Source organism: Spartinivicinus poritis, from assembly GCF_028858535.1.
GTDB lineage: Bacteria > Pseudomonadota > Gammaproteobacteria > Pseudomonadales > Zooshikellaceae > Spartinivicinus > Spartinivicinus poritis.
Window position 1 is genome coordinate 121,193 of record NZ_JAPMOU010000010.1, and the last position, 12,705, is coordinate 133,897.

14 protein-coding genes are annotated in these 12,705 nt (G+C 42.7%); 8 read left to right on the top strand and 6 right to left on the bottom strand.

The window, feature by feature from the left end:
* Positions 1-39 precede the first annotated feature (39 nt).
* Positions 40-483, bottom strand: coding sequence for a TlpA family protein disulfide reductase (locus ORQ98_RS10340; RefSeq protein ID WP_274688721.1), 444 nt, complete (start codon positions 481-483; stop codon positions 40-42).
* 196 nt (positions 484-679) lie between these two features.
* Between ORQ98_RS10340 and ORQ98_RS10345 the strand changes: the two genes are divergently transcribed.
* Positions 680-2,215, top strand: a complete 1,536-nt coding sequence (locus tag ORQ98_RS10345) for a hypothetical protein (protein WP_274688722.1) — start codon at positions 680-682, stop codon at positions 2,213-2,215.
* Here the strand turns inward: ORQ98_RS10345 and ORQ98_RS10350 are convergent.
* A complete protein-coding gene (locus ORQ98_RS10350; protein WP_274688723.1) occupies positions 2,196-3,455 on the bottom strand; it encodes a virulence factor BrkB family protein in 1,260 nt (419 codons plus the stop codon). The genes ORQ98_RS10345 and ORQ98_RS10350 overlap by 20 nt on opposite strands.
* Positions 3,456-3,516: 61 nt before the next feature.
* Between ORQ98_RS10350 and arsC the strand changes: the two genes are divergently transcribed.
* The 7 genes from arsC to ORQ98_RS10385 all read left to right on the top strand — a co-directional run bounded on the left by arsC (position 3,517) and on the right by ORQ98_RS10385 (position 8,720).
* Positions 3,517-3,867, top strand: coding sequence for an arsenate reductase (glutaredoxin) (arsC, locus tag ORQ98_RS10355; protein WP_274688724.1), 351 nt, complete (start codon positions 3,517-3,519; stop codon positions 3,865-3,867).
* Between the two features lie 2 nt (positions 3,868-3,869).
* Entirely contained in the window at positions 3,870-4,478 is a 609-nt protein-coding gene (wrbA, locus tag ORQ98_RS10360) for an NAD(P)H:quinone oxidoreductase (RefSeq protein WP_274688725.1), read from the top strand.
* A 54-nt stretch (positions 4,479-4,532) separates the two neighbouring features.
* Positions 4,533-4,907: a DUF2069 domain-containing protein gene (locus ORQ98_RS10365; protein WP_274688726.1), complete on the top strand. Its 375-nt coding sequence runs from the start codon at positions 4,533-4,535 to the stop codon at positions 4,905-4,907.
* A gap of 434 nt (positions 4,908-5,341) precedes the next feature.
* On the top strand, positions 5,342-5,971 hold the full coding sequence (gene zrgA / locus ORQ98_RS10370; protein ID WP_274688727.1) for a zinc uptake protein ZrgA: 630 nt from the start codon (positions 5,342-5,344) through the stop codon (positions 5,969-5,971).
* 97 nt (positions 5,972-6,068) lie between these two features.
* Entirely contained in the window at positions 6,069-6,782 is a 714-nt protein-coding gene (locus ORQ98_RS10375; RefSeq protein WP_274688728.1) for an ATP-binding cassette domain-containing protein, read from the top strand.
* A gap of 2 nt (positions 6,783-6,784) precedes the next feature.
* Positions 6,785-8,047: an ABC transporter permease gene (locus ORQ98_RS10380; RefSeq protein WP_274688729.1), complete on the top strand. Its 1,263-nt coding sequence runs from the start codon at positions 6,785-6,787 to the stop codon at positions 8,045-8,047.
* Position 8,048: 1 nt separating this feature from the next.
* Positions 8,049-8,720 carry a DUF3299 domain-containing protein gene (locus ORQ98_RS10385; RefSeq protein WP_274688730.1) on the top strand — a complete coding sequence of 224 codons (672 nt, stop codon included), beginning with the start codon at positions 8,049-8,051 and terminating at the stop codon, positions 8,718-8,720.
* Positions 8,721-8,848: 128 nt separating this feature from the next.
* Here the strand turns inward: ORQ98_RS10385 and hda are convergent, their stop codons facing one another.
* The 4 genes from hda to ORQ98_RS10405 all read right to left on the bottom strand — a co-directional run bounded on the left by hda (position 8,849) and on the right by ORQ98_RS10405 (position 12,539).
* Positions 8,849-9,553: a DnaA regulatory inactivator Hda gene (gene hda / locus ORQ98_RS10390; protein ID WP_274688731.1), complete on the bottom strand. Its 705-nt coding sequence runs from the start codon at positions 9,551-9,553 to the stop codon at positions 8,849-8,851.
* A gap of 8 nt (positions 9,554-9,561) precedes the next feature.
* Positions 9,562-10,644 carry an AI-2E family transporter gene (locus ORQ98_RS10395; protein WP_342455194.1) on the bottom strand — a complete coding sequence of 361 codons (1,083 nt, stop codon included), beginning with the start codon at positions 10,642-10,644 and terminating at the stop codon, positions 9,562-9,564.
* Positions 10,641-11,210, bottom strand: coding sequence for a CDP-alcohol phosphatidyltransferase family protein (locus ORQ98_RS10400; RefSeq protein ID WP_274688732.1), 570 nt, complete (start codon positions 11,208-11,210; stop codon positions 10,641-10,643). The genes ORQ98_RS10395 and ORQ98_RS10400 overlap by 4 nt, the downstream gene beginning before the upstream one ends.
* A gap of 231 nt (positions 11,211-11,441) precedes the next feature.
* Positions 11,442-12,539 carry a DUF2066 domain-containing protein gene (locus ORQ98_RS10405; protein WP_274688733.1) on the bottom strand — a complete coding sequence of 366 codons (1,098 nt, stop codon included), beginning with the start codon at positions 12,537-12,539 and terminating at the stop codon, positions 11,442-11,444.
* Positions 12,540-12,705: the final 166 nt, after the last annotated feature.

Sequence of the window (12,705 nt, forward strand, 5' to 3'; positions counted from 1 at the left end):
TTTGTTACCTTATCTTGAGGATAGCTATAAAAGGTGCCCTTATTTATATAAGCTTATCACTTGGTGGATTGACTCTGCCGTTTGCGGTCCTAACAATGTTTTCACCAGCTTACCAGTTGGACTGATTAATACAGTAAAAGGCAACACATTGGGCCTACTAAATTGGTAATATTCTCTAGGGTCTTGCTGCAACACCGAAAATGTTATGGCCAAATCTTGCATTTGTTTATTTAGCGCTACCTGATCAGGCAAATCAAAGTTCACTCCAAGTACTTTGATATTATTATTTTGTTGGTCAAGCTGGTTGAGTTCAGGCACTTCTTTACGACAAGGGGAACACCAGGCAGCCCAATAATTGATAAGTAGCCACTGCCCTTTATACGACTCTAAGTCAACTGTGTTATTATTGTGATCATAAAAAACCCCATTACTACAGCCAAATAAACTTAAGCAAAGCAGGCAAACAGTCACTATCCTAAACATAGAGGGGTTCCTTCGATTATTAATTACTTTTTTATGGGCACTTTCATTAACACAGTTTTTTGCCCTCAGAAGTATAACCAAAGCGAATGATGTTTAGCGACGATAACAACCTCTAACATCCATTCGAATCTAGGTATAACAACAGGCTAACAGCAGTTATTGTATAAGTTGGTTGCTAATGTATCAGGCAGTAGTCATGTTATCAGTTCCAAAGCAACAAATTACCAGAAACATTGTTATCAATTGCACACCGCAGGCAATCAAGCAAGAATTAAAAGACTTACCTATCCAGGATATGCCGTATACCCTGCGACAAACCTGTGCACTATTAGCACTCATTAATCGCACCCAAATTAATGACAATAAGCGTTTAGGCATTATGCAATGCTTTGACTATGCTTTTCGCAACCTTGATGAGCATTATCATTTACGCAATCCTCAAGCGCTGCTTCATAGTACTAATAAAGAAAAAGACAAACTGGCTGAACTAAAGCAAGAAATGGCTTACGGTTACAAAACCATTTTATTGGAAGCCATTGCCCGAAATGACCTTACCCATAAGCCCATAGCAGAAATTATTTATATGGCGATGTATTATCTAGGCCACAGCATTATGCAGTGTTATGATAATTACACGCTACCAAATAACGATCTTTGGTATGAAATAAACCAGCTCTATAGTTTCGCAGAGCGCTACCAAGTGCATCGAGTAACCATTGGCAGAGCTTTTTCTTTACCTGCTGCCAACACCATAGAAGACTACTTTAAACAAATATTGTTAGTAGAGCTTGCTAACCCCTATCAACTAAGCCCTGGCGAAAGCTGGCAAGTGTATAGTTATTTGGGTCACTGGGTTAAACATGTGAAGTTACTGAATGAGCCTCAGTACCTGAATCACTCTGAGTATTTTTTATTAGATTTAGACAGCCAACGCTGCCCCCACCAAATTTTTGCCCCCCCACAACCTGATCAACATAGCTTTCGCTATCTCACACCCGATCGGCTTATTGCTCTCATTGAACAGCATATTAATACCTTGCGAGGGGGCCACCGACCTGCTGAAATTGGCATTCCCAATAGCAACAATAATAAGCGGGCTATTGAATTATTAATGATCATCGAGCGTCAGTGGCAACATTTAAAACACCGCCAAGGGCTGCGGCTACCTTGCGACTCATTTACTGCGGTGGCCTGGGGTGTAGACACTATTCACGAGCTATTAATCCCCAGTGATAACCTACCCATTCAGGCCAATGGCCAACATCGCGCTACTGGAAAAATGGTGAATGAGAGCCCAGGAGGCTATTGCTTAAAAATAAATCAAGCACTGATGAACGAGTTTTATAATGGCCAAATCATTGCTATGCGCAGTGATAGACAGTCTCACCCACGCTGGCTATTAGGGTTTGTTCGTTGGCAACAACAATTACCCCGAACCGGTAACAGCTTAGTTGGTATTCAATATTTAAAAGGGCACGTACGCCCCGTAACCTTACACCCCATCCAAAAGCTGTCTAAAAAGCAAACGTTAGCCGGCTTAATGTTGACTAGCCAAGAGAATGATGGCAAACAACAGCACTCATTACTTGCTTCAGCCGGCACCTTAGCCCTGGGCAAAGAGCTTCAGCTTATGGTGCCACAGAAACAAAAAGGCTATGAAATTCAAACCAACCACTTGCTAAATCATACCCCTCTTGTAGAGCAATACTCTTTTAAGGCTTATGCAGCTTAACAAGCTCATTGTCGCCTTGCTGAGCAATTAACGAGACGACACTACCAGATAGCTGTTTAGCCGCTGCCTGGTTAGTATTATTCAGTTTTTCAACCAGCTGCTTGGCCCAGGGAGGCAGTTGACCAGGTTTAAGTAAAGCCAACTCGTCACTACTAGGCAGCGACCATGGTAATCCTTGGATAAATGAGCAAAGCGGTATTTCAGCCAAATCACGGGCGAGTATCAGCTCGTTACTTTCATTTTTAGTCACAATTCCCTCGATCAGTAGGTAATTAGTGTATTGCTCCCAGTCTTCCAGGGCCATACCCCACCCCATTGATCGGACATCCTTTAACTCTGTTGGCCTGCCATGCTGAAACTGCTGCCAGAATGTGGCTAACACCATTAACATCCCAACAGTTCTAGGTATAGGTTGTTGACGGGTAACTTCTTCCAATACCCCCAAGGCACGAATCAGCTCCGCACCTAATAATACAATAACCCAGGATAAATAAATCCATAATAGAAAAATGGGTACAGCAGCAAAAGCACCATAAATAAGCTGATAAGTCGGTGTTAACGTAACAAAGTAGGCAAATCCTTGTTTAGCGATTTCAAACAGTAAAGCAACAATAGCACTGCCAATTAAAGCATGTTTAAATCTGACCGGGCGATTAGGCACTGCCATATAAATTAAGCAAAATGCCGCTGTACTTAACAGCAAAGGCGCCACTCTGAAAATGATTCGCTCCCCCCCTAACAAAGAGGTGGCATCACTAAACAGTTTTAATGACGTTAAATAAGAACTAAGGAGAAAGCCTGCGCCTAACAATAACGGCCCTAAACTTAAAATGGCCCAATACAATAAAAAGCTCGCCAAGCCTCGTCGGCTTTGTTTAACATGCCAGATTGAGTTTAACGCCCCTTCAATGGTTCTAAGCATCATAAAGGCAGTGATAATTAAGAAGATCACCCCCACTGCAGTTAGGCTTCTTGCTTGTTCAGAAAACTGGGTTAAGTACTGTTGTACTTTATTACCTGTATTGGGCAAAAAATTACTAAAAATAAATGATTGAATTTGCCCACCCACATCCTGAAAAGATGGAATGGCAGCAAACATACTGTAAGTCACCGTCATTAAGGGGACAACAGCAAATAACGTGGTATAAGTGAGTGCAGCAGCACTATTCAAACAGCCATCAGCAGCAAAGCGTTGACCAATATGCACTAATAAGCGCTTAACCGTCAGCCACCAATTCATTGTTTTCCCCCTTTTGGTATAATCATCCACCAACTACTTATCCAATAAGGTAACAATCCATATGAACGACGTCACTATTTATCATAACCCTCGCTGCTCAAAGTCCAGACAAACTTTGCAGCTAATTGAGGAAAAAAATATTGCGCCTGAAATCATCCGTTACCTGGAAACACCGCCTTCTGAAGCGGAGCTTAAGAACATCCTTAAACTGTTGGGTATGCCTGCTAAAGCACTTATCCGCACAGGTGAGGCTGAATACAAGGCGTTAGCCTTAGACCTCGATTCAGCAACCGAAGCGCAACTGATTACTGCTATGACCCAACACCCAAAGCTAATTCAGCGCCCCATTGTGATTGCTAATGGTAAAGCAGTATTAGGTCGCCCACCTGAAAATGTTGATGAGATTCTTTAACAATGGCCAGTCCTTATATTTTAGTACTTTATTACAGTCGGCATGGTGCGACTCAACAGCTGGCTCAGTTAATTGCTCGCGGTGTAGAACAAGTGTCAGGAATCGAAGCACAGCTGCGGACAGTGCCAGCAGTTTCTACCGTATGCGAAGCAACCGCTGATAGCATTCCTGATCAAGGCGCTATTTATTGTACTGAAGATGATTTACGTTATTGCACCGGCTTAGCCATCGGTAGTCCAACCCGGTTTGGTAATATGGCCGCCCCACTTAAATATTTTTTAGATGGCACCAGTGCTTTATGGCTATCAGGCGCATTAATTAATAAGCCTGCTACAGCATTTACTTCAACAGCCAGCCTTCATGGCGGGCAAGAAACTACTCTATTAAGCATGTTATTGCCTTTATTACACCATGGCATGGTGTATTGTGGTATTCCTTACAGCGAACCTGCATTATTAGCGACTACAACAGGTGGTACGCCCTATGGCGTGAGCCATACGGCTGGCCCTGATAATGACTGGGAAATATCAGACAGTGAATCGCAGTTATGCCTGGCAACAGGAAAGCGTGTTGCAGAGCTGGCTTTACAGCTGTCTCCCCTACAAAAATAATCTTCACCACAATAGCAGCCTGTTTAAGCTGCTTTTATTTAGCTAGTATTTTATATGCCTGAATTTAACCACCCTACTGTTAGCCGACTTTATCAAATTAACGTACTTTTGCTTACGTTGTTATTAGCCACCTTAACGCTCTGGATTTTTGTGATAAATCCCCCCAGCGTGGACCGACCTTATATTATCTGGCTGGTGCAAATTGTGCCGATTGCTATCATTATTCCGGGAGTATTAAAAGGTAATCCAAGAAGTTTTGCCTGGTTGTGTTTTATTATTTTGTTGTATTTTACCTCTGCAGTGCTAAACACCTATGAGTCGCCAAGTGAGCTATATGGTTGGATCAAACTCACGCTTTGTATAAGTTTGTTTATTACAGCAATGATGTATGTTCGTTGTTACTATCGGCTTAATGGGACTAAGTCATAAGTAAAACAAGTGTAGGGCAACTTACCTACCTGCTAATTGTTTCTAATAAAAGTTAGAAAAAAACCTGCGTAACCATATAGGGCTAGATAAACAATGCTGAACCTTATGAGGCAGGGACGCCGACTCGAGCATCCAGGAATGGACGGACTAGTTGCGAGTTCAGTATTGTTTATCTAGCCCCCTCACCTAACTGTCTACTGTCTGATAATACGCCTGTTATCCCATACCCATTAGCTTTCCAGTTATTTCTAGAAAAAAAGCTTTTTCTCTTCTAGTCTACACTTCTCCCCAAACACAAATTTTAGGCGCTCGCCCCTTGACTCAATCAATATGTAATAATATAACATTACAGTTTTTACGTTACTGATGCCATGGACTATAAACAGTCGCTTTAGCACTAGTTAGTGCTGTATCAAAAAAGTTTAGGAGCTAACATGAAGTCAAAATACCTGGTTACCGCTGTACTTGCCTCTACCCTATTTAATACCACCTACGCTAAAGAAGGCCATCAGCAGCATGATGCTCATGAGCATGGCCATGCCCAATTAAATATTGCTCAAGAAGGCAGCACCGTCACCATGCAGTTTATTTCCCCTGCGATGAATATTGTAGGGTTTGAGCACCACCCTAAAACAGAAGAACAAGAAGCACAGGTCAAACAAGCGATTAAGCAGCTGGAAAATGGCAGTGCTTTATTTGGATTCCCTAAAAAAGCCGGGTGTAAACTCGCCAGCGCTAAAGTAGAAACAGAATTGATGGAGGCGCATGGTGACCATGACGACGACCATCATGAAAAAGACCACCATGAAGAAAAAAAGCATCATGATAAGGCCGAAAAACACCACGAAGAAGAGCATCATGATGAACATGAAGAAGAAAGCCACAGTGAATTCGAAGTAGAATACAGTTTTAACTGCAGTCAGCCAAAGCAGTTTCACCAGTTGCAGGTACGCCTATTTGAAACCTTTAAAGGCATTGAAGAAATACGCACTCAATATATTAGTGATAAAGGCCAACAAGGATTTGAGTTAACCCCTAAAGTTTCAGTTTTTAATCTACCTTAATAGTGGTTTTTCTGCTTTATTCACTGAACAGCTGCTAGCGAGCTTCTACAATCAGCCGCGAGCAAAACATGAAGGTATTAGTAGTCGAATATTCAACATGGAACATATCCACTTAACTGACGTGCAATACAGCTGGCAACCCGGCCAGCTCACTATTGATATTCCTGAGCTGGTCATCGAGCGTCATTCCAGAGTATTTATCAAAGGGCCCAGTGGCTGCGGCAAAACGACCTTACTTGGCTTATTAGGTGGCATCATGTTGCCTAACCAAGGTAGCATTAATTTATTGGGTACTGATGTTGCCAAACTATCCAGCATTCAGCGAGATCATTTCCGTAGCGAACATATTGGTTTTATTTTCCAAATGTTTAATTTGCTGCCTTATCTATCAGTAGTTGACAATATTATTCTGCCCTGCCGTTTTTCAAAACAGCGCAAACAAAAAGCGTTGGCAGAATATGCCAGCTTACCGAAAGCGGCTATGTCACTGCTGGCACAGCTAGGTTTAAACCAAACTGACTTACACCAGCGTAAAGTCACTGAGCTGAGTATCGGCCAACAACAACGGGTTGCTGCAGCCCGAGCCTTGATCGGCCACCCCGAGTTGATTATTGCCGACGAGCCAACTTCTGCACTTGATACCGATGCTCGAGAGGGTTTTCTTAAATTGCTATTTGATGTATGTGAAAAAGCTGGTGCTACCCTGCTGTTTGTGAGCCACGATGGCACGCTTGAACACTTATTTTCCAACACTTTGGATATGCGCCTGATTAACAAAGCTAGCCAAGTGACTACCAGCGAGGTTGCTTAACAATGGCTGTCATGAGTCTTGCTTGGCATAGTCTACTAAACCGAAAAGTAACGGTTTGCCTGACCGTTCTGGCAATAGGTCTTAGTGTCACTTTATTGCTAGGCGTTGAAAAAATTCGCCATGAAGCAAAACGTGGTTTTATCAGCACCATTTCTGGCACAGACTTAATTGTGGGTGCCCGAACGGGGCCTGTGCAACTGCTGTTGTACTCTGTTTTTCGTATTGGTGATGCCACCAATAATATTTCCTGGGAAAACTACCAGCACTTTGCGAATCATAAAATGGTGAAGTGGAGTATTCCGTTTGCCCTTGGTGATTCTCATAAAGGCTACCGAGTTCTGGGCACTAACCAGACTTATTTTGAGCATTACCGCTATGGAAACAAGCAACCCTTAATACTGGCTCAAGGTAAACGATTTACTGATTTGTATGATGCAGTGATCGGTGCTGAGGTAGCCAAAAAACTGGGCTACCAGTTAGGTGATCAGGTTGTTTTAGCCCATGGTGCCGGTAAAACCAGCTTTGTGAAGCACGATAATCAGCCTTTTCAAATTGCTGGCATTTTAGCTCCCACTGGTACACCAGTTGACCAAACCATTCATGTTTCACTAGAAGCCATTGAAGCAATCCACTTGGGCTGGGAACGTGGCACTCCCTCTGCGCTGGCTAAATCCATTACCCCAGACCAAGCCCGGCAGCTGGACTTACAACCAAAAACCATTACTGCTTTTTTATTAGGATTAAAAAGTAAAATCGGTACCTTTGTATTGCAGCGGGAAGTGAATAAGTTTGAACAAGAGCCCTTGCTGGCTATCATACCGGGTGTTGCTATTACTCAGCTTTGGCAGTTAATCGGTACCGCAGAAAAAGCACTGTTGGTTATTTCTGCCTTTGTGGTAGTTACTGGTTTAATTGGTATGCTGACTACTATTTTAACATCGCTCAGTGAGCGCCGTCGTGAGATGGCTATTCTCCGCTCAGTAGGCGCCAGGCCTTTTCACATTTTTAGTTTAATGATCAGTGAGGCTGGACTCATTGCTATTTTAGGTTGTCTAACCGGTATTAGTTTTTTATATGGCTTAATGGCTGTTGCCCAGCCCGTTTTTATGGAGCTTTATGGCATTCATATTCAAATTAGTTTTCTCACTCAGCACGAAATAATGCTACTAAGTATTGTTATTATAAGTGGCTTTTTTATGGGCATCTTCCCAGCCTGGCGTGCTTATAAAAACTCATTAACCGACGGAATGACAATTAGGACTTAGCATGGCTAAATTAGATGTTAAAGCTGCCCTGATAAGCGCAGTGTTATTATTTTCATCCACACTCACACTAGCAGATGTAAAAACGCTTCAGTGGGAAGATTTAGTACCAGAAGATATACGTAAAGCCTTTTTGGAAGAGCAAGCCCCAAAAGACATTAACGCCCTGGCTGAAGCGCTAACCAAACAAGCTCAGGAAAAAACCAAAGGCACTGCCTCTGCTCCTGTGGTGATTGCTTTAGATAAAAAAGAAGTAAAACTACCAGGCTACATTGTGCCACTTAACATGAAAGACGATGGCTCAATTACTGAGTTTTTATTAGTGCCTTACTTTGGTGCCTGTATCCATGTTCCCCCCCCACCACCTAACCAGGTTGTTCATGTTATTCATGAAAAAGGCCTTAACCCAGATGCACTGTATGATCCCTTTTGGGTAACAGGTACTCTAAGCATCACAGGTATTGAAACCGAGCTGGCTCAAGCAGGTTATACGATGAAAGCCAAGCAGGTTGAGCTATATACCGAACCAGCTGAAGAGCAACCACCAGCCAAAGTGCCACAAGAAAAACCAAAAGAAGAGCAAGGAACTCAAAGCCAGGATCAGACTGAGCCAGCTAAACAGAAAAATACTACTACCACATCTGAAAAACCAGAGAGTGACAAGAAAGCGGGTTAATGCTACTTAGTGGTATCGTTATTATATGTGATACCACTCATTGCCCTTGGCTACACTTTCCTTAACTGCACTCCCTTACTACAGCCAAGCAACAGTTACAACCTATCATAAATGCTAAAAAGTGAGTGCTACCACCCCATGGTGGCTTTTACAAAAGGAATAGTTAACTTTCTTTTGGCAGAGAGCGAAGCGGAGTCAAGCTGGTTTAATACATCAAACAATTTAACCATTTCACGGGGAGAGCGATAGATAATATAGCGAGCCACTTCTTCCGTTAATTCAAGCCCACGTTGTTGGGCCCTCAACATCAACACTCCCACTTTATCCTTATCAGATAATCCATTAATTTTTAACACAAGCCCCCAGTTAAGCCGAGACTTAAAATCCGCTAACTGAATAGGTAAGTGATTGGGTGATTGGCTAGCGCCAACAATAAGACGATTGCCGGTTTGCCGAATACGATTAAATAAGTGAAATAGCGCTTCTTCCCAGACAGAATTTCCAGCAATAGCTTCTAGCTCATCAATACAAGTCAGATCAAGGGCTTCCAAACCTTCAAGTAATGCCGTATCACAATCGAGCAGCTCTGACATTGGTAGATAAACGCTACTCATTTTAACACTATCTGCCTGGTGGCAGGCCGCTTGAAGTAAGTGGGTGCAACCAACTCCATCAGGACCATACAGAAACACAACGGGCTCTATATTGTCCAGGCTCGTTTGCTCTAGATCTATTGCCGCGACGACTGCTTCATTACCAACCGCGTAAAAGTTGGCAAACGTCGCATCATCCCGTAAATAAATGCCCAGCGGGAGTTGTATAGGCAAACTCATACTGTTGTTCAATCATCTTGTTGTGTAGGCTCCGGCGCAGTATGGTATAAATCACTCAACTTATAAATGTCATGAAGATGGCGCAACAACACCATAATAATCGCCGCCACAGGAAGAGCAATCAAAATACCAACAAACCCAAATAGCTGACCACCGGCTAAAATAGCGAAAATAACCGCTACTGGATGTAAACCAATCCGATCGCCTACTAATAAGGGAGTTAATACCATCCCTTCCAAAATTTGACCTACTATAAAAACAACCACTACCCCAACAAAAGGCAGCATACTATCAAACTGAAATGCTGCTGCAATTAATGCAGCGCCAATACCAATAGCAAACCCCATATACGGCACTATACTCGCTAGTCCTGCAATCAGCCCAATGATTACGGCAAACTGTAAGCCAACGACCCAAAGGCCAGTTGAGTATATTAACCCCAAACACAGCATGACTATAAGCTGACCTTTCAAGAAAGCGCCTAACACCTCATCACATTCACTAGCCAACTGCTTGACTACAGGCTCAATACTACGAGGCAATAGACTGCTGATCTTTGCCATCATGATGTCCCAGTCTCGAAGCAAATAGAATGTTACAACCGGCACTAAAAACAAGTTCGCTAAGGCTGTCACTATTGCGACACCAGATGCTGTCGCTGATTTGATAATAGGGGTTAAAAAACTGCCAGCATCTCGCCAAGTAGCCGTAATATGTTGGGTAATGGTGTCTAACTTAAATGCACCTGGATCAATACCTAACTGAGAGTGTAATACAGGAATAACATTCACTTGCAGCCATTCCTGCCAGATAGGTAAATATTGAATCAGATTTTTTATTTGTATAATCAATTGTGGCAACATGATTAACAGTAACAAAGAGCCCACTAACGATAATGCGGTAAATACTATTGTTACTGCCCAGGTTCGACTCATTCCTTTTGCTTCTAGCTTATCAGCAATCGGGTCTCCTAAATAAGCTAATACCATACCGACTAAAAATGGGGGAAGAATGGGTTTTAATAAATAAATGAGGGCTATTACTATCAGCAAAACCCCTAAAATAAACCAGCGCTGTGAGTCGGTAATCATACTTTTGCCCGTTCCCTTAAATACTGTCGCCCCCATACCCAAACATAGTCAGCGCCGCTTAAAATAGTAACTGTTAACGTCAGTAGCATTAGTCCATCAACTAACCAAACAGGAATACTCACAATCAAGGCTAGATTAATGATTAGCAAAACTGCCAGGATAATTTGGCAAAAGGTACTGAGTTTACCAAGCAAGGTCGGTTTAAACTCGTAAGGGCCCACTAAGTGATGATAAGCAACAGCACCACTCACAATAATAAGATCCCTACCCAAAATAACAGCCATTAACCACCAGGGAATAATGCCTGTGAGTGTCAGCATAATATAGGTAACAACTAGCAGTAGTTTATCCGCCAGAGGATCAACCATTGCCCCAAATCGTGAGTGCCAATTAAAACGCCGAGCAAGAAAGCCATCCAAGCCATCAGACAACCCCGCCACAATAAACAAAACAAACGCTAGCTGATATGCTCGCCACCATAGCGCTAAGGCTACTGGTATAACCAACAGCAGACGGATCACTGTAAGCACGTTTGGAATGTAACTTAAACTCAAAGCAGGACTCATGAAACAGTAGACCTGTGGTGCATTATAAATGTGATTATGCCCCACTGAATATCTACAATGACTGTTAGGATAACTAGTGCCACATACTTATAAGTCGTAGCATTAGCTACTATAAGGGCGTTTTTGTGAAATTCAACACAGAGATCTAGAATCACTGTTTACTTATTATTCTCTGTGTTTATTCTTTCACTTAGCCCCCTTACTACTTTGTTACCGCTATTTTGATTCGCGTTATTCTTTCACCCATTGATACACCAACTGTTGTGGTGTACCTTCAATACTGTCTTGTGGTGCATCAATTAATTGCATATAACCACTAGCTTCCAACTCGCCTTGTAAAGCACTCACATCCCCTTTTATCACTAGCTCAAAACTTGCTTGGGAGTCAGTTACTTCCAGCAAACTCACTTCTTCAACAACAGCGAGTTTCTCCAAAAACTGACTCACTGATGCATATGCCGTCAGCCCTTGCACTCCCTGTACAGTCAGTTGAAGTCCACCTGTCGTAGTTGCAGGACCAGCTTGATCTACTTGTTGCTTTGCATATGCACCAGATAGTTTGCTTGCTACCAGTTTAATCCCCGCTTGCATAAAGTCTTGCATAGCCACTTTAGACAGGTCTTCAACATATTGATTTCCTTGCAGTAGTAATACCCAGCGCCCACTGTATTGATTAGCGGATGTAGCATAAATTCGCCCCGCCAACACTGATTTTGCCTGATAACGGGTTGATGCTTTGTTGATTGCATCTGAAAACAGTCCCCAGGCATCCACTTCTGAAAGGGAACTACTGTCTTCAAAATCCATTATAGGAAGAATAAGCGGAATATGGTGCTGCTTTGCCTGAACTTTTAGAGCATCAATGGTGGCTTCCTCTTCATCTTCTGAAGAGAAAATCTGCCTTTTACCACCTGGTTTTTCTTCAATCAACCAGACCAACGTTTCTTCCCGTTGTTGATCCCAAGCATTAAAACCATTTTTTTTCAACAACTGTCGTACAGCAGTTGGATCAAAGCTCACCGCTAATTGTTTTAATGATGCTTGTTCCCCTTCACTAGCCTGACGTTGCTCACCATACTTCACCACATAACGACTGGCTTCAGCCACTGCTGCTTGAATCTCAGGATGGCTTAACACCTCTTCACTGCCGGTTACCATTGTAACCACTTGTTTAAATGCAGTTTGAATCGCTTGCTGTTGAGCCGCTTCTGTTTCATCTGCAAGCGGAGCTACTGTTTCATAAAACTGCCGGTCCACTTCTGCTACACCTTGTTGGATCAAGCAGGCGCTTACCATGCAACTTAAAAGCAACTGTTTTATAAGTCTCATCTAATGGTCCTTGCCTTAAGTAACGACCTGTAAATTAACCGATTAACATCCCCCCTATCTACACCCACTTACAACCATGGCCTGATAGGTTAACAACTGCTAGAATACCGCAGCTCGAAACAGGGCCATGAAAAAAGCAGGCTATTCTTCAGACGATGTTTTAGCC

Bases quoted from the DNA above. Each gene is read 5' to 3' on its own strand.
- ORQ98_RS10375 (WP_274688728.1), top strand. From the start codon at position 6,069: ATGGAACATATCCACTTAACTGACGTGCAATACAGCTGGCAACCCGGC.
- ORQ98_RS10395 (WP_342455194.1), bottom strand. From the start codon at position 10,644: ATGATTACCGACTCACAGCGCTGGTTTATTTTAGGGGTTTTGCTGATA.
- wrbA (WP_274688725.1), top strand. From the start codon at position 3,870: ATGGCCAGTCCTTATATTTTAGTACTTTATTACAGTCGGCATGGTGCG.
- ORQ98_RS10380 (WP_274688729.1), top strand. From the start codon at position 6,785: ATGGCTGTCATGAGTCTTGCTTGGCATAGTCTACTAAACCGAAAAGTA.
- ORQ98_RS10385 (WP_274688730.1), top strand. From the start codon at position 8,049: ATGGCTAAATTAGATGTTAAAGCTGCCCTGATAAGCGCAGTGTTATTA.
- ORQ98_RS10350 (WP_274688723.1), bottom strand. From the start codon at position 3,455: ATGAATTGGTGGCTGACGGTTAAGCGCTTATTAGTGCATATTGGTCAA.
- hda (WP_274688731.1), bottom strand. From the start codon at position 9,553: ATGAGTTTGCCTATACAACTCCCGCTGGGCATTTATTTACGGGATGAT.
- arsC (WP_274688724.1), top strand. From the start codon at position 3,517: ATGAACGACGTCACTATTTATCATAACCCTCGCTGCTCAAAGTCCAGA.
- zrgA (WP_274688727.1), top strand. From the start codon at position 5,342: ATGAAGTCAAAATACCTGGTTACCGCTGTACTTGCCTCTACCCTATTT.
- ORQ98_RS10345 (WP_274688722.1), top strand. From the start codon at position 680: ATGTTATCAGTTCCAAAGCAACAAATTACCAGAAACATTGTTATCAAT.
- ORQ98_RS10405 (WP_274688733.1), bottom strand. From the start codon at position 12,539: ATGAGACTTATAAAACAGTTGCTTTTAAGTTGCATGGTAAGCGCCTGC.
- ORQ98_RS10365 (WP_274688726.1), top strand. From the start codon at position 4,533: ATGCCTGAATTTAACCACCCTACTGTTAGCCGACTTTATCAAATTAAC.
- ORQ98_RS10340 (WP_274688721.1), bottom strand. From the start codon at position 483: ATGTTTAGGATAGTGACTGTTTGCCTGCTTTGCTTAAGTTTATTTGGC.
- ORQ98_RS10400 (WP_274688732.1), bottom strand. From the start codon at position 11,210: ATGAGTCCTGCTTTGAGTTTAAGTTACATTCCAAACGTGCTTACAGTG.